The 16636-nt window shown below is 63.1% G+C and carries 13 protein-coding genes; 8 read left to right on the forward strand and 5 right to left on the reverse strand.

Going from position 1 to position 16636, the window contains the following annotated elements; all coding sequences use genetic code 11:
- Positions 1 to 33: 33 nt before the first annotated feature.
- The 5 genes from AC1DZP_RS13735 (at position 34) to AC1DZP_RS13755 (ending at position 4882) form a co-directional block, all read left to right on the forward strand.
- A complete protein-coding gene (locus AC1DZP_RS13735; protein ID WP_142869763.1) occupies positions 34 to 327 on the forward strand; it encodes a GYD domain-containing protein in 294 nt (97 codons plus the stop codon).
- Between the two features lie 256 nt (positions 328 to 583).
- The gene (locus tag AC1DZP_RS13740) at positions 584 to 2320 is read left to right on the forward strand and encodes an adenylate/guanylate cyclase domain-containing protein (RefSeq protein WP_477303037.1); all 1737 of its coding nucleotides are present in this window, start codon (positions 584 to 586) and stop codon (positions 2318 to 2320) included.
- 161 nt (positions 2321 to 2481) lie between these two features.
- Positions 2482 to 3399, forward strand: coding sequence for a ketopantoate reductase family protein (locus tag AC1DZP_RS13745; RefSeq protein WP_477303038.1), 918 nt, complete (start codon positions 2482 to 2484; stop codon positions 3397 to 3399).
- A 33-nt stretch (positions 3400 to 3432) separates the two neighbouring features.
- Positions 3433 to 4173, forward strand: coding sequence for a class I SAM-dependent methyltransferase (locus AC1DZP_RS13750; protein WP_477303040.1), 741 nt, complete (start codon positions 3433 to 3435; stop codon positions 4171 to 4173).
- 19 nt (positions 4174 to 4192) lie between these two features.
- Positions 4193 to 4882, forward strand: coding sequence for a GNAT family N-acetyltransferase (locus AC1DZP_RS13755; RefSeq protein ID WP_477303041.1), 690 nt, complete (start codon positions 4193 to 4195; stop codon positions 4880 to 4882).
- 63 nt (positions 4883 to 4945) lie between these two features.
- Here the strand turns inward: AC1DZP_RS13755 and AC1DZP_RS13760 are convergent, their stop codons facing one another.
- A complete protein-coding gene (locus AC1DZP_RS13760) occupies positions 4946 to 5155 on the reverse strand; it encodes a hypothetical protein (RefSeq protein WP_477303043.1) in 210 nt (69 codons plus the stop codon).
- Positions 5156 to 5266: 111 nt separating this feature from the next.
- Complete coding sequence (locus tag AC1DZP_RS13765) at positions 5267 to 6037, reverse strand: SDR family NAD(P)-dependent oxidoreductase (RefSeq protein WP_477303045.1); 771 nt, start codon at positions 6035 to 6037, stop codon at positions 5267 to 5269.
- 453 nt (positions 6038 to 6490) lie between these two features.
- Between AC1DZP_RS13765 and metH the strand changes: the two genes are divergently transcribed.
- The 3 genes from metH to AC1DZP_RS13780 all read left to right on the forward strand — a co-directional run bounded on the left by metH (position 6491) and on the right by AC1DZP_RS13780 (position 13342).
- Positions 6491 to 10300: a methionine synthase gene (gene metH, locus AC1DZP_RS13770; protein WP_477303047.1), complete on the forward strand. Its 3810-nt coding sequence runs from the start codon at positions 6491 to 6493 to the stop codon at positions 10298 to 10300.
- Between the two features lie 178 nt (positions 10301 to 10478).
- The gene (locus AC1DZP_RS13775) at positions 10479 to 11873 is read left to right on the forward strand and encodes a multicopper oxidase family protein (RefSeq protein WP_477303049.1); all 1395 of its coding nucleotides are present in this window, start codon (positions 10479 to 10481) and stop codon (positions 11871 to 11873) included.
- 152 nt (positions 11874 to 12025) lie between these two features.
- Positions 12026 to 13342, forward strand: a complete 1317-nt coding sequence (locus AC1DZP_RS13780; RefSeq protein WP_477303051.1) for an NAD(P)H-dependent oxidoreductase — start codon at positions 12026 to 12028, stop codon at positions 13340 to 13342.
- Positions 13343 to 13346: 4 nt separating this feature from the next.
- On the opposite strand, the gene proC is transcribed toward AC1DZP_RS13780, so the two are convergent.
- From proC to AC1DZP_RS13795, 3 genes are all read right to left on the reverse strand, one after another.
- A complete protein-coding gene (proC, locus tag AC1DZP_RS13785) occupies positions 13347 to 14162 on the reverse strand; it encodes a pyrroline-5-carboxylate reductase (RefSeq protein ID WP_477303053.1) in 816 nt (271 codons plus the stop codon).
- A 79-nt stretch (positions 14163 to 14241) separates the two neighbouring features.
- A complete protein-coding gene (locus tag AC1DZP_RS13790) occupies positions 14242 to 15567 on the reverse strand; it encodes an O-antigen ligase family protein (protein ID WP_477225422.1) in 1326 nt (441 codons plus the stop codon).
- On the reverse strand, positions 15536 to 16534 hold the full coding sequence (locus AC1DZP_RS13795; protein WP_477225423.1) for a glycosyltransferase family 2 protein: 999 nt from the start codon (positions 16532 to 16534) through the stop codon (positions 15536 to 15538). Before AC1DZP_RS13795 ends, AC1DZP_RS13790 begins: the two co-directional genes overlap by 32 nt.
- Positions 16535 to 16636: the final 102 nt, after the last annotated feature.

A 16636-nucleotide genomic window follows, 5' to 3' on the forward strand; every position in this document is an offset into this window, starting at 1 on the left:
AGTGCCCGCCCGCTCCCACAATGGGAGGAAAAAATGGCTTACTACGTATTGCTCTCAAATTTCACAGATCAAGGTATCAAGAGCATAAAGGATACCCAGAAGCGCGCGGAGGCCTTCAAGGCGATGGCCAGCAAGAACGGCATCAAGGTTCACACCTTGTTGTGGACGCTTGGCCAGCATGATGTCGTGGCGATTGCCGAAGCCGACGACGACATTGCTGCGACCGCACTAGCCCTGTCGATCGCGTCGCTAGGCAACATCAGAACCCAGACATTGAGGGCGTTCGACGCCGCGGATATGGCCAAGATCATGGCAAAAATGGCCTGACCGCCACTCTGCCGTGAACGGGCGATCGAAGCCCGCTGGCGAGGGGAACGGCGGCCTCGCTCATATCCTTGAAGCGAAAACCCTGGGACGAGGCCAGGGTTTTTTATGAGTGCGGTTCAACTCGATATTTTGGTCAAATCGCAACCTTAGCCAGCTGCATAGCGGCTACCTTGAAGCCATTGCCGTTCGGATTGCGGGTCGTACTTGAAGCTGCGAAGATTGGGCGTTCACTTAGCGATGTACTGGAAGGCATCTTATGCCAGTTGTTCGGGTGGAGCGGCGGCTCGCCGCGATCATGGCCGCCGACATAGTGGCCTATTCACGCCTGATCGAAGCAGATGAGGCTCGTACACTCGCGTCGATCAGGACCCTTCGCTCCCAAGTGGTAGACCCGCTGATCGCAGACCACAGGGGCCGTGTTGCCAAACTAATGGGCGACGGCGCAATCGTTGAGTTTGGCTCCGTTGTTGAGGCCGTGGCCTGTGCCGTCGCAATGCAGGAAGGGACGGCGGAGCATCAGCGGGAGGACCCGCCCGAGAGCCGCATAGTGTTCCGCATCGGCATCAACGTCGGTGACGTTGTCGTAGAGGACGGCGACCTGCTCGGGGATGGCGTCAACATCGCGGCACGGCTTGAGGCACTGGCGGAGCCTGGGGGCATTTGCATTGCCGATGCGGCGCAGAAGCAACTGGCCGGCAAGACTGACTTCGCCTTTGAAGACACCGGCGAGCGCAAGCTGAAGAACATCGCGCAGCCGGTCCGCGTTTGGTGCTGGTCCAAGGGATCGGCACCGCCTGCCGCCGGTGCGCCGCTATCCTTGCCCGACAGACCCTCAATAGCAGTGCTTCCGTTCGACAATCTGAGCGGGCAGCCGGAGGAGACCTACTTCAGCGACGGCATCACCGAAGACATCGTCACCGGGCTGACGCACTTCCGCTCGCTGTTCGTGATTGCCCGTAACTCCTCCTTCGCCTTTCGCGGCAAGTCGATCGACCTTGCCGAGATCGGTCGGCGGCTTGGGGTGTCCTATCTTCTCGAAGGCAGCGTGCGGCGCGCCGGAGCGCGCGTGCGGATCACTGCGCAGCTCATCGAGGCGGTGACCGGCGCGCATCTTTGGGCCGAACGCTATGACCGCGGCCTCGACGACGTCTTCACGGTGCAGGACGAAGTTGCGCAGACCATTGTGTCGACGCTGGTTGGGCGAATTGAAGATGCAAGACTTCAGCAATCGCTCCGGAAGCCGACAACCAGCCTTGCCGCCTACGACTGCTTGCTGCGGGGCATGGCCCACTTTCGGAGTGACACGGATGCCAATCGGCAAGCGCTTGAGATGTTCGAGAAGGCGGTGGCCCTCGACGCGCGGTATGCCGTGGCGCATTCGTATCGTGCATTCGTGAAGGTGGCACAGAACGGTCACGCCGCCGCACCGACCGAAGTGCTGGACGCGGCGTTCAACGAGGCAAAGCACGCGATCGCACTCGACCCTCTGGAGAGCCGCTGCCACCGCATACTGTCGACCATCTGTCTCTACCGTCGTGAATACGACATGGCCGAGCAACATCTCCGCCGGGCATTCGACCTCAATCCCAATGATGCAGACGGACTGATCATGAAGGGCCGCTTGCTGGCCTTTCGTGGCAGGCCGGAAGAAGCACTGGTTTGCTTGGAAGCTGCTGGTCGCCTGAACCCACTACACTTTCGCTGGTACGATGTTCACTTTGGCATCGCCCTTTATTCGCTTCGGCGCTTTGCAGAGGCCGCTCAGGCGTTCAAAAAAATGCCCCTGCCAAGCTCGTGGTCGAGTGCACGGCTGGCGGCCTGCTACGCCCAGCTCGAACGGACCGAAGCGGCACAGGCAGCCGTGGCGGAGGTCCTGCGCTTGCAGCCTGATTTCTCTACCGCTGAATACATGCGCGAGAGCGTCCTCCTTGAACACGCCGAAGACCGGGAGCTTCTCCGTGAAGGGCTCATCAAGGCCGGATTGCCGGCGTGACGGGCGGTGAAGTAGCCGAGGACCAATCGTGATCGCTTGCCGTCGCACTCGAACCCCGTCGGCTGGCCTTGTATTCAAGTAAATGCTAATAGACATCGGGCCGGCGGATGCCGTTCCAGCTTCGCTCGGCCCATGGCGGCAGCTGATGTCGGGGGGGACGCATGCGGATCGCAATGATCGGGGCGGGCGGCATCGGCGGCTATCTCGGCGCAAGGCTCGCAGAGGCGGGGGGCGACGTCAGCTTCATCGCTCGCGGTGCCCACTTGCAGGCAATGCGCCGGGACGGCCTGCGAATTCAAAGCGATATCGGCAACGTCTTTCTCCCCAATGTGTCCGCGAGCGACGCGCCGGCCGACATCGGTCCCGTCGATCTCGTGATTTTCGCGGTGAAACTCTACGACAGCGAGAAGGCCGCCGCCGCGCTCGGACCGCTCATCGGCAGGAATACGCGTGTCGTGACGTTGCAGAACGGCATCGACAGCGTCGAGATTCTAGGCCGCCATGTTCCCGGCGACCAGGTGATTGGCGGCGCCACCTACTTGTCCGCATTCATCAAACAGCCGGGAGAAGTCGTCCACGCTGGCGGGCTGCGTCACATCCTGGTCGGCGGGCACCGCGAGCCTCTCATCAAGGACCTTCAGGCGCTCTGCGATCGTGCTGTTGGGCTTGAGCTGAAGCCGGTTGCCGACATCGACAATGTGCTGTGGGAGAAGTTCGTGACACTCGCGGCCTTTTCCGGAGGGACGTCGCTCATGCGCTCCGGGATCGGTCCGATCCTCGACGACCCCGAGGCTCGTATCTTCATCGAGCAACTGCGCGACGAGGGGATGGCGGTCGCGGCCGCGGCCGGTCATCCCATGGCCGAGGGGTTCGAAGGGCGCGTTGTGACCAGATGGACCGCATTCCCACCGCACGTAAAATCGTCGATGGCCAACGACCTCGAAAGGGGCAAGCCAATCGAGGTCGCCTGGCTGTCCGGGCGCATGCACGAATTGGGCATCAGGTTCGGTGTTGCGACCCCCGGCCACACGGCGGTCTTCCGCGCCCTGCATCTCTACGCAGCGGGTGCAGCTCCGTAGCGGCGCCCCGTCAACGTTTCTTGGGAGGATATCATGGCCAGTTCGTCGAGCGAGAGCATGCCGGTGGCGACCGTTAACGAAGCTACCGGCTCCCAGGACATGTTCAACAAGGAGCTGGAGACGTACCGCAGGATCGTGGCCACAAACCTCATGTTCCACCGCGAGGTCTACGGGCTCCTGCGCGATCTGCTCGTCGAGCATGCACCAGGGTCGTTTCGATTCCTCGACGTGGCGTGCGGCGATGCCGCTGCCTCTGCCGCGATGCTGAAGACGTCCGCGATCGGCGGCTATGTCGGCATCGACCTGTCGGAAGCGTCGCTAGCGCTTGCCGCTCGCGCGCTCGAAGGGCTCCCATGCCCGGTCGAGCTGCGCTGCGGCGACTTCGCGCAAGCGATGGCGAACTGGTCGGAACCCGTCGACGTAATCTGGATCGGCATGTCGCTGCACCATCTAGCGACCGAGGGCAAGGCGAAGCTGATGCGGCACGCCCGCAGGGCCTTGGGCGGCGTGGGCCAGTTCGTCATCTGGGAGCCGGCCCTGTTCCAGGGAGAAGATCGCGCCGCCTGGCTCGCCCGCTTCTCGTTGCTGCGAGACAAATGGTCGACCGTTTCCGACGAGGAATTCGCTTCCATGGAACGGCATATGCTTCTGGCCGATTACCCTGAAACCGCCGACACTTGGCTCGGCATGGGGCGGGATGCCGGGTTTCGCCGCGCCGAGGAGATTTTCATGATGCCGAACAGAATGGGCAGGGTATTCCGCTACTGGAACTAGCCAGCGCATCGGGGCGACCATGTCATCAAATCTGAAACCGGGTGAGATCCCGCCGGGCGACGCTCCAGTTCCCGCCGCCGTCGTGCTGGTCGGCCGCTCGGGTCGCCTGCGCCCGCTCGACGCCGGGCGCGACGCATCCTGTCTCTACCCGCTGTCGCATGACGAGCACACGAATGCCACCTGGGTCGACATGAAGGTTGGCCCGTTCGCCAGCGAGCAATGTTTCGCCGACCACGTCGCCGAACTGGTGGCCGACAAGAAACGCGCCTTCTTTGCCGTCGCTGGCCTCGACGACAAGCCGCTGGGGTGGCTCTGCCTGATGGAGGCGAGACCCACCCATCATGTCGTCGAACTCGGCTATGTGCTCTACACGCCGCCGCTGCAACGCACACGGCTCGCCACCGAGGCGCTCTACCTGATCCTGCGCCATGTCTTCGACGATCTTGGCTACCGGCGCCTCGAATGGACCTGCACCTCGACCAACCTGCGCTCGCGCAAGGCGGCCGATCGGCTCGGCTTCGTCTATGAGGGCACGCTGCGCCAGGGCCTGTTCCTGAAGGGCAAACCTTGCGACATCTGTGTCTATTCGATGCTTTCCAGCGAATGGCCGGACCATCGCTCAGCTTTTGAGGCCTGGCTCGATCCCGGAAATTTCGACGCCGGGCGGCAGCTTCGCTCGGTTGCCGAGATCAGGAGCGGCCTTGATTAGCATGATCCAGAGGTCAATCCTCAGTCGCAGCACCAGTCAATCCCTTGAAATCACAGTCCCGCGTCACCGACCAAGCGGTTGCCGTGACAAGGCGAGGAGCTCGGCCTCGTCGGTGATTCCGGCCATATAGTTGGCGATAATGCGGGAGGCCAGCGCTTCTCGGCTGGCATCAGAGTCGCCCTCACGCTTTGCCTGGTCGAAGACACGCCCAAGAAGTCCCATCTCGGACGGCGTGAAGTTGCCCGCCTCTTTGAGTTTGCGATTGATGGGCATGCCGCCTTCCTTCCTTTCGAAAAGTATACACGCATCTCACGCAAAAAGGACGGACTGAACGAGCGCCAGCTTCGATTGCGCCCTTTTTGATTTCGCTCACAACCCGCGATCTTACGCCACCGACCAGCCGCCATCGACCAGAATATTGGCGCCGGTGATCATCGAGGCTGCGGGCGAGGCCAGGAACACGACGGTTCCTGCGACATCGATCGGATCGCCGATGCGGCCGAGCGGAATGTGCCCCAAGACATGGGCGTGAAAGTCCGGCTCGGCGAGGGACGGCCGCGTGCCGTCGGTCCAGATGAAGGTCGGCGCCACGCTGTTGACGGCGATCTTGTGCTGCGCCCATTCGGCGGCAAGGCAGCGCGTCAAATGGTTGATCGCCGCCTTGCTCATGCAGTAGATCGCCTCGCCCTTCAGCGTCACCGTGCCGGCCTGCGAGCTGATGTTGATGATGCGCCCGGATTTCTGCGCGATCATCAGCCTTCCGACCGCCTGGGTGGTGAAGAACGTGCCCTTGAGGTTGACGTTCACCGTCAGGTCGAAATCCTCCTCGGTGACGTTTTCGGCCAGGTTTTCCGGCCCAAGCCCGACATTGTTGACCAGCACGTCGATGCGGCCGAAGGCGGTGTGCGCCTCGGCGACGGCCTTTCGCACCGTGGCGAGGTCGGTCAAATCCATCTGTACGGCAAGCGCCCGCCTGCCCAAACTCTCGATCTCGGCGACCAGTTCCGCCCCGTCGGCCTTGCTGCGCACGCCGACGATCATGTCGGCCCCCGACCCGGCACAGGCCAGCGCACAGGCGCGGCCGATGCCGCGCGAGGCGCCGGTGACCAGCGCCACCTTACCGGTCAGATCGAACTTTGGTGTGAACTCTGTCATCGCAACCTCCCCTGAAGGTTTTCGGGCCGAAACTGCACGGATAAGTCACGACCTTTACGCTGAACACTATCCGCTCGCGGCGTGAAAGCCAGCCGGCATCTGAAGACAGCTCAAGACAAGAACACGGCTTGCCCCCCGGACTAGACAGCCTGTGCGACGTGTTGGCCGATCTCGGCGCTGTCCGCAAGGAGAAGGCGATGGCTGAGGAAGCCGTCGCCGCATGCCAGGACGCGCTCGTTATCTTCCCGGACTGCAATACGGACGATCTCACCGCCGGTTCGGAAAAAATCTCGCCGAGGCACAAGCCCTGCTGGCCGGACTGCACTGACGCAGCGATTTCCCTCGGGAGCCAGGCGATTGCAACGGCGCGTGACATCGTCGATCGTTCGTCGTATATTGACATAAAGATATCCTTATGTGACATGAATAGGCTTGTCGTCAAAGGGATAAAAAATGTCGCAGAATTCTGCATCGCTGGACGCATTGTTCGGTCCCGTTGCGGCAAAGCCCGACGGTTCGGAAGTGCTTGCGGCGCTGACGGCGGCAGCACGCGAACGCATCCTCATCCTCGACGGCGCCATGGGCACGCAGATCCAGGGCCTTGGGTTCGACGAGGGCCAGTTTCGGGGCGAGGCCTTCGCCGGCTGCGCCTGCCACCAGCAAGGCAACAACGACCTTTTGATCCTGACCCAACCCGGGGCGATCGAGGAAATCCACTATCAGTACGCCATGGCAGGCGCCGACATCCTCGAGACCAACACCTTCTCCTCGACCTCTATCGCCCAGTCTGATTACGGCATGGAGGATGCCGTCTATGCGTTGAACCGCGACGGGGCGCGGCTGGCGCGCCGCGCAGCGCTGAGGGCGCAGCAGCAGGACGGCAAACGCCGTTTCGTCGCCGGCGCCCTGGGGCCGACCAACCGAACGGCGTCGATGTCGCCTGACGTCAACAACCCCGGCTATCGCGCAGTGACTTTCGACGATCTGCGCCTCGCCTATGGCGAACAGTTGCGCGGGTTGATCGACGGCGGCGCCGACATCATCCTGATCGAGACCATCTTCGACACGCTGAACGCCAAGGCGGCGATCTTCGCCTGCAACGAGATCTTCATCGAGAAGGGCGTGCACCTGCCGGTGATGATCTCCGGCACCATCACCGACCTGTCCGGCCGCACGCTGTCCGGCCAGACGCCGACGGCCTTCTGGCATTCTGTGCGTCACGCCAGCCCGTTCACCATCGGCCTCAACTGCGCGCTCGGCGCCAAGGCCATGCGCGCGCATCTGGCAGAGATTTCAGGCGTCGCCAACACGTTCACCTGTGCCTATCCGAATGCCGGCCTGCCCAACGAATTCGGCCGGTATGACGAGAGCCCGGAATTCATGGCCGCGCAGATCGAGGATTTCGCTCGCGAGGGGCTGGTCAATGTCGTCGGCGGCTGCTGCGGCTCGACGCCGGATCACATCCGGGCGATCGCCGAGGCAGTGCGGAAATATCCGCCGCGCGCCATTCCCGAGATCGAGCCCAAGATGCGCCTGTCCGGGCTGGAGCCGTTCACGCTGACCGACGAGATTCCGTTCATCAATGTCGGCGAGCGGACCAACGTCACGGGGTCGGCCAGGTTCCGCAAGCTGATCACGGCGGGCGACTATGCCGCCGCGCTCGACGTGGCGCGCGACCAGGTCGCCAACGGCGCCCAGATCATCGACATCAACATGGACGAGGGGCTGATCGATTCGAAGAAGGCGATGGTCAGTTATCTCAACCTGGTCGCCGCCGAGCCGGACATCGCCCGCGTCCCGGTGATGGTCGACAGTTCGAAATGGGAGATCATCGAGGCCGGCCTGAAATGCGTTCAGGGCAAGCCGCTGGTCAACTCCATCTCGATGAAGGAAGGCGAGGAGGCGTTCCTGCATCATGCCAGGCTGGTGCGCGCCTATGGCGCGGCCGTGGTCGTCATGGCCTTCGACGAGGACGGCCAGGCCGACACCAAAGCGCGCAAGGTCGAGATCTGCACCCGCGCCTACAAGCTCCTGACCGAACAGGCGGGCTTTCCGCCGGAGGACATCGTCTTCGACCCCAACGTCTTCGCCATCGCCACCGGCATAGAGGAGCACGACAATTACGGCGTCGACTTCATAGAGGCGACCGGCGAGATCACCGCGACGCTGCCGCATGTCCATATCTCAGGCGGCGTGTCGAACCTCTCCTTCTCGTTCCGCGGCAACGAGCCGGTGCGCGAGGCGATGCACGCCGTGTTCCTCTACCACGCCATCCAGCGCGGCATGGACATGGGCATCGTCAATGCCGGCCAGCTTGCGGTCTACGACACGATCGAACCGGAACTGCGCGAGGCCTGCGAAGATGTCGTGCTCAACCGCGTGCCCAAGGCCGGCGGCACCGCAACCGAACGCATGCTGGAGATCGCCGAACGCTTCAAGGGCACGGCGGGTCAGGAGGCCAGGGAGCGCGATCTCGCCTGGCGCGAATTGCCGGTCGAGCAGCGGATCAGTCATGCGCTGGTCAACGGCATCACAGAGTTCATCGATGCCGATACCGAGGAAGCGCGGCTGGCGGCCGAGCGCCCGTTGCATGTCATCGAAGGCCCGCTGATGGCCGGCATGAATGTCGTCGGCGACCTGTTCGGCGCGGGAAAAATGTTCCTGCCGCAAGTGGTGAAGTCCGCTCGGGTGATGAAACAAGCCGTCGCAGGACTATTGCCGCACATGGAGGCTGAGAAGCTGACGAACGCCGCCAATGGCATCGACAATGGTGAGCGCCAGACGGCGGGAAAAATCCTGATGGCGACGGTGAAGGGCGATGTCCATGACATCGGCAAGAACATCGTCGGCGTCGTGCTTGCCTGCAACAATTACGAGATCATCGATCTCGGCGTCATGGTGCCGGCGGCCAAGATCCTGCAGACGGCACGCGAGCAGCACGTCGATATCATTGGCTTGTCCGGCCTGATCACACCGTCGCTCGACGAGATGGCGCACATGGCCGCCGAGATGGAGCGCGAGGGTTTCGACATTCCGCTGCTGATCGGCGGCGCGACGACCAGTCGCGTGCACACGGCGGTGAAGATCCACCCGCGCTATATCAGAGGCCAGACCTTCTACGTCACCGACGCCAGCCGGGCGGTCGGCGTGGTCTCGTCCTTGCTGTCGAACGAGACCAAGGGTGGCTATGTCGACGCGGTGCGCGCCGAATACAAGAAGGTCGCCGACGCGCATACCCGCTCCGAAGCCGACAAGCTGCGGCTGCCGCTGGCCAAGGCGAGAGCCAACGCGCACCGGATCGACTGGTCGAGCTACGAGCCGCCAAAGCCGTCCTTCACAGGCGTGAAGGTATTTAAAAACTGGGACCTCGCCGAACTCGCGCGTTACATCGACTGGACGCCATTCTTCCAGACCTGGGAGTTGAAGGGCCGTTATCCCAAGATCCTGGAAGACGAGGCGCAGGGTCCCGCTGCTCGCCAGCTGTTCGAGGATGCGCAGGCAATGCTGAAGAAGATCATTGCCGAAAAATGGTTCGCGCCACGCGGCGTCATCGGCTTCTGGCCGGCCAACGCCGTTGGCGACGACATCAAACTGTTCACGGACGAAGCACGCTCGCAGGAACTGGCGACCTTCTTCACCTTGCGCCAGCAGCTGACCAAGCGCGACGGCAAAGCCAATGTCGCGCTGTCGGATTTCGTCGCCCCGTCGGACAGCGGCAAGCCCGATTATATAGGCGGCTTCATCGTCACTGCCGGCATCGAGGAGGTGGCGATCGCCGAGCGTTTCGAGCGGGCGAACGACGATTATTCCTCGATCATGGTCAAGGCGCTGGCCGACCGCTTCGCCGAGGCCTACGCCGAGCGCATGCATGAGAAGGTGCGCCAGGAGTTCTGGGGCTACGCGGCAGACGAGAATCTGGCGCCAGACGAACTGATCGGCGAGCCCTATCGCGGCATCCGTCCGGCGCCCGGCTATCCGGCGCAACCCGACCACACCGAGAAGGCGACGCTCTTCCGGCTGCTCGACGGCGAAGGCAATGCGGGGGTGAGCCTGACCGAAAGCTATGCGATGTGGCCGGGCTCGTCTGTGTCGGGGATCTATCTGTCGCATCCCGAAAGCTATTATTTCGGCGTCGCCAAGGTCGAACGCGACCAGGTCGAGGACTACGCACGCCGCAAGGCCATGCCGTTGGCCGAGGTCGAGCGCTGGCTCGGACCCATCCTCAACTATGTTCCGGCGCACCATGCCGAGGCGGCTGAATAGCGCGGCAAGGTCTGTCGCCTTTTCGCTCTGACAGTCGGTGTGAACGGGACTCAGGCGCAGGTGTTTTGACTCTGGTTCACACTGTGCCGTCAACAGAATTTGCTCTGGTTGCCGGCTTGTGATCCATGGCGTGGCGGTTACACCTTCGGGGTAGCCGTCTTTGTAGTTGGAGCGCCAAATGACTGTCCTCACACGCCGTAGGCTTTTGAAAACGGCAGCGATTGCCGGCGCCGGCGGGGTAGGGCTCTCGGCCATGGGCAGGTTTGCTGGCTGGGCCGCTGCCGGGCCTGAGCCGGTGGTGCTGGAGACGGCCAAAATCCAGGCGAAGCTGATGGATGTCGGCCAGACCAGGGATGTGCTGAGCTATGGCAACGCCGGAATGCCGCCGGTACTCAGGATGAAAAAGGGCGAGCCCTTCGCCGCGCGGCTTGTCAATGCGATCGACGATCCGACAACGATCCATTGGCACGGCATTCGCGTGCCGAACAAGATGGATGGCGTGCCGTTTCTGGTCCAGCCCTATGTCTATACCGGTGATCGTTTCGACTACGCGTTCACGCCGCCCGACGCCGGCACGTTCTGGTACCACCCGCACTGCAACACGCTGACCCAGATGGGCCACGGCCTGACGGGCGTAATCGTGGTCGAAAACCCCGGCGATCCGACATTCGATGCCGAGATGGTCCTCAATCTGCGTGACTGGCGGCTCGGCGACGACGGCCAGTTCATCGACCAGTTCCGACCGCGCGATGCCGCAAGAACCGGCACCTACGGCACCGTGCGCACCGCCAACTGGCTAGATCAGCCCCAATATGATGCGCCGGCCGGCGGGCTGGTGCGGCTCAGGGTCGCCATCACCGACGTCACGCGGATCTATGCTTTTCTCGTCGACGGCGCGGAGGCCACCGTCATGGCGCTTGACGGCAATCCGGTGCCGCAGCGTTTTACTCCCGATGCTCTGCTGCTTGGACCCGGCCAGCGCATGGAACTGGCCATCCGCATGCCCGACGACGAGGGCGCGATCGTCAGCCTGCGAGACGTCAGGGGCACCAAGCCCAGGGTGCTCGCGACCCTGCGCACGACTGGAAGCTCGCTCAAGCGCGACATTCTTGATGTTGCACCCCTCGAGGTCAATCCGGTGGCGGAGGTGGATCTCACCGCCGCCCAGCATATTTCGCTGGCGCTCAGCGCCACGGCGGAAAACGTCCCGAGCGATGGCATCTGCGGTTCGCTTGGCTACAGTTTCTGGGCCATTAACAAGGTGCCGTGGCCAGGCGATACGCCCGATCCAACCGCGCCATTGGCCGAACTGAAGCTCGGCAAAAGCTATGTCATCGACATGGAGAACCTGACGCCGCAATCCCATCCGATGCATCTGCACGGCATGAGTTTCAAGGTGTTGTCGTCCTCGACGCGCCAGGTTCAGCCGCTGATTTCGGACACCTATCTCATCCAGCCCAACGAGAAGGTAAGCCTGGGCTTCGTCGCCGACAATCTCGGCGACTGGCTGCTGCACTGCCACATCATCGAGCACCAGAAATCGGGAATGACGAGCTATGTCAGGGTGGTCTGAACCCGGTTTCAACGGCTCGGAGATGGGTGGGAGGGTTGTTCTAACGCTGCATTGACGAGCGAGAAATTGCCGTCGGCTTGCGGTTTCGTTGGCAAAAGGGGGCGATTCCCTGCTATTGCCGCCTCGAAATCGAGAAGCATGGAAGCACCTGCATGACCAATGTCGCCTTGACCGGGCTTGCCCGCGATCTCGCCAGGCGTGCCGCCGAGGGCCGCCCGGTGCGCATCGGCGTTATCGGCTCGGGCGAGATGGGCACCGATCTTGTGACGCAAGGCATGCTGATGAAAGGCATTTCGGTCTGCGCGGTCTCGACACGCCGTCCGCACACCGCGCGCGAGGCCATCCGTATTGCCTATGGCGATGAAGCGATGGCGGTCGAAGCCGACACCGCGTCGAAAGTCACCGGCGCCATCGAGAGCGGCAAGATCGCCATCACCTCCAACGAGATGCTGGTCACCAATCCGCTGATCGACGTCGTCATCGACGCCACCGGCAAGCCGGGCGTCGCCGCTGATTTCGACCTGATGGCGATGGAGCACGGCAAGCATCTGGTGATGATGAACGTCGAGGCCGACGTCACCATCGGCTGTTATCTGAAGCAGCAGGCCGACCGGTTGGGCGTCGTCTATTCGGTCGGCGCCGGCGACGAGCCGTCGAGCTGCATGGAGCTGATCGAGTTTGCGTCCGCGCTCGGCTACACCATCGTCTCCGCCGGCAAGGGCAAGAACAACCCACTCAACCACGATGCTGTGCCGGACGATTATCGCGAGGAAGCGATCCGCCGCAATATGAACCCGCGCATGCTGGTCGAATTCGTCGACGGTTCGAAAACCATGGTTGAGATGTGCGCCATCGCCAACGCCACCGGGCTGGTGCCCGATGTCCCCGGCATGCATGGCCCGAGGGCCGATCGTGATGACCTCGCCAAAGTGCTCATCCCGCGCGAGGATGGCGGTCTGCTGTTGAAGAAAGGCGTCGTCGACTACACGGTCGGCAAGGGCGTCGCGCCCGGCGTCTTCGTCATCGTCGAGGCGACGCATCCGCGCATCATCGAGCGCATGGACGATCTGCATATCGGTCACGGCCCTTATTACAGCCTGTTCCGGCCGTATCATCTGACCTCGCTGGAAGTGCCGCTGACCGCTGCCCGCATCGTGCTTTTCGGCAAGCCCGACATGGTGCCGCTGCCAAAGCCGGTGGCAGAAGTGTGCGCCGTCGCCAAGCGCGATCTCGCCGCCGGCGAGACGTTCGATGCGATCGGCGAGACCTGCTATCGCTCCTGGACCATGACCACAGGTGACGCTCGCGCCCAACGCGCCGTGCCCGTCGGCCTGCTGGAGGGCGGCAAGGTGCTGAAGCGGGTCCGGAAAGGTGAATTGCTGACCACCGACAATGCCGCGCCCGACCAGACCACGCGGCTGTTCGCCTTGCGTCGGCTGCAGGACGACATGCTGTACGGAACGAACTGAGTTCTTACTTCCCCAGTTCGATCGACCGCAGCCGCGCAGCCTCGACTGCCTGGACAAGCAGATTGGTCAGCCTGTCCTCGCCCATCAGCACGCCAAGCGCGGCTGCGGTCGTGCCATTGGGGCTGGTGACCTGCTGGCGCAGCACGCCTGGCTCCTCGCCGCTTTCGGCGGCGAGCGAGGCAGCGCCGTAGACTGTCTGCATGGCGAGCAGCTTGGCGGTTGCCGTCGGCAGGCCAGCCTTCTCGGCGGCCACGGTCAGTGCCTCGATGAAATGGAAAATATAGGCCGGCCCCGATCCGGACACGGCGGTCACCGCATCCATCAGGCCCTCGTCGTCAATGGTGGCCACTTCGCCACTCGCCGACAATAGGTCGGAAACGAAACGCTTGGTGTCGTCGGAGACCAGTCGGTTGGAGAACACCACCATCATGCCCTTGCCGATGGCAGCGGGCGTGTTGGGCATGCAGCGCACAACCGGTGCGCGGCTGCCCAGGATTTCTTCGAAAGTGGCGGCCGGTGTCCCGGCAGCGATGCTGACGAAGGTGGTGCGGCCGTCGCCGAAGCGCTTGTAGGCGGCCGTCACGTCGCGGATCACTTGCGGCTTCACCGCGATGACGACGAGATCGGGAACGGCATCGGCTGGAATGCCGCCGGCATCGGCTGATGTCCCGCAGCCCAGCACTGCTGCTCGATTGCGTAGGTCGGCATTGGGCTCGACCACGAAGACCGCCGATGGTTGAAGCTTGCCGGATTTCAGCCAGCCCGAGAGCATGGCGTAACCCATATTGCCGCAGCCGGCGAGAACGAGCTTGATCGTCATGGAACCCTCCGAAGGAAGGCCTTCACATAGACGCTCGCGGTTCGGTGGGGAAGCCCCGTCAGGACGGACGAGAAGACCGCTAACCGCGATCGGAATCCCGCACTGCCATGGGCCGCAGCGACACCTGTCTCAGCCCAAGCACGCCGAGCACGAAGAACAGCCAGACCGGGTCGCCTCGATGGAAGAAGAAGCTTTCGAGGAAGGCGTTGAGCGCCGTGAACAGCACCACCATCATGAAGAAGTCGCCGAGATAGATGTTTTCCTTGCGAAGCGGGATACGCATGTAGTCGCGCAGCGGCGCGATGAGGAAGGTGTAGACCGCGACGCAAAGTGCCGGAATGCCCATCAGCACGGCGATGTCGAGATAGCCGTCATGGCCGTGCACGATGGTTCTGATGTCCCACGGCCGGTCGAAGGGCTGGTCCTGGTTGAGCAGCAGCGGCGTGCCCCAGAAGCTTTCATAGCCGTAGCCGGTCCATGGTCTCTTCGCCAGCATACTGCCGGCGAACTCCCACAGCGTCGTGCGCCCGGTATAGGTCATGTCGGGGAAATAGATCGCCGCCAGATGTTTCACCGGCGGCAGGAAGACGATGCCCAGCGTGCCGACCGCCGTGCCGATCATCGCCAGCGCAAACAGGACCGGCGTGCCAAGCCGCATCCCCATCAGGCTCGGCAGCACGACGATCAGGATCGAGAACGGCACCAGCCCGGCCGTCGTCTTGGAGCCGGTGTGCAGCATGAAGATCATCGCCGCGCAAAAGATCGCCGCCCCCCAAAGCCGCTGCCCGCGCCGGTAGAGGTACAGGCCGGCGAAGCTGAAACAGGCCATGATCGGGCCGGCGATGTTCTTGTGGGTGAACACGCCGCGCCACAGGCCGGCATGTTCGGGCTCCTGTGAGTCGGCGGTGTGCATGGCTTCGTGCGGAAAGACGATGAGGCCGAAATAGGACAGGCCCATGACCACGACGGCGGTGAAGATGATGACCTTTGAGAAAGCCTCGGCGTCGCGCGGCAAGACCAGTATCGTCGCCATCGTCAAAATGCCGATCAGCGTGAACGAGGCGGCACGCATCGCCGTGGGCGGGTCGGTTGCCAGCACCACCGACAGGAAAAAGAAACCGAGCATCAGCACCCAGGACGGGCTGAGCAGCGAGCGCACCACGCGCGGATCGGCGAAAGCCATCAGCGAGAAGATCGACATGGCGCCGAGCGAGCCGAAGCCAAGCTGGTTGACGATGTCGCCGCCTTCCCCGGTCAGTTCGGCGCCGGCCGGCTGGAACGGGCGGAAGGACACCATGATGACGGTGAACAGCAGTGCTGCGATCGCGGTCGCCACGCCTTCGCGCGTGAACGCTTCGCTGAGCGGGGCGCGCTCAGTTTTTCTCAGGCTGGCGGTATTGCTCATTGGCATATCCGAATTCGGCCAGCACGCGGCCCAGCGCCACATGGACGGGGTAGATGGCGATCGCCGGCGATCCTGTCCGCGCCAGCCGGAGCATGCCGCGGAACGGCGAGGCGGCAAGCAGCGCCAGGCTCTTCAGCAACACCATGGCGCCGGCCAGCGGCGCGCCGGCGCGTTTCTTCTTTTCGACCAGTGTCGAGATCACGCCGTTGCGCAGGCTGCGGGCACGGATCCAGTCGGCCTCGAGGCGCCGGGCCGGAACGGTTTCATGCACTTGTCCCTCGGCGCACCAGCCCAGCACGAAGCCTCTCTGTGCGGACCGGCTGAGAAAATCAGAATCACCGCCGCCCATGAAGTTGAATTTCAGATCGAGAAAGGGCGGACCCATGGCGATCAGTACATTGCGTCCGACCAAAAGGTTGCCGGACGAATAGAGCGCCGGCACGCGTCCGGTTTCCCGGTAGGGCGGCGCAAACACCGGATGCTCGGCCCATTTCGCATGGGCGGGGTCGGCAAAGTCGGGCACCTGCGGACCGCCGACGATATCGGCGCCGAGCGTTTCGGCCGCCGTGCACATCCGTTCCAGCCATTGCGGATCAGCGATCTCGTCATCGTCGATGACCAGCAGATGCCTGAAGCTGGGGAATTGCAGGATCGCTGTCTGCCAGCCGGCATTGTAGGCGCTGCAATTGCCGCGCTGATGGGCGATGATGACCAGACCTGAAATCTCGCCGCGCTCGAACAGCGGCACCGCCGCCTTGGCGCCGGCACGCGCTTCGGCTTCATTTTCCATGACGATGACGGCAAAGCACCGGCCGGTTTGCTGCGCACGCAGCGACGCCAGCGTTTCCAGCACCTGCTCGGGCCGCTTGAAGGTCGGCAAGGTGACGACGACTTCGACAGCCTCGACGTCAAGCCGGGGCGAGCGCCCCGCGATCGATACCGAACTGTCCGATGGCAAAGGGATCATCTGTGTCCAGCCACATGGTGAGTTGGGTTCTGGTAGCACCACGGTGATAAGGTTTCGTTAATCACCCTGTACGGAGAAGCCTGCCTGCCAGCGGCATTCGCT

It is taken from the genome of Mesorhizobium sp. P2_F8 (assembly GCF_056403655.1).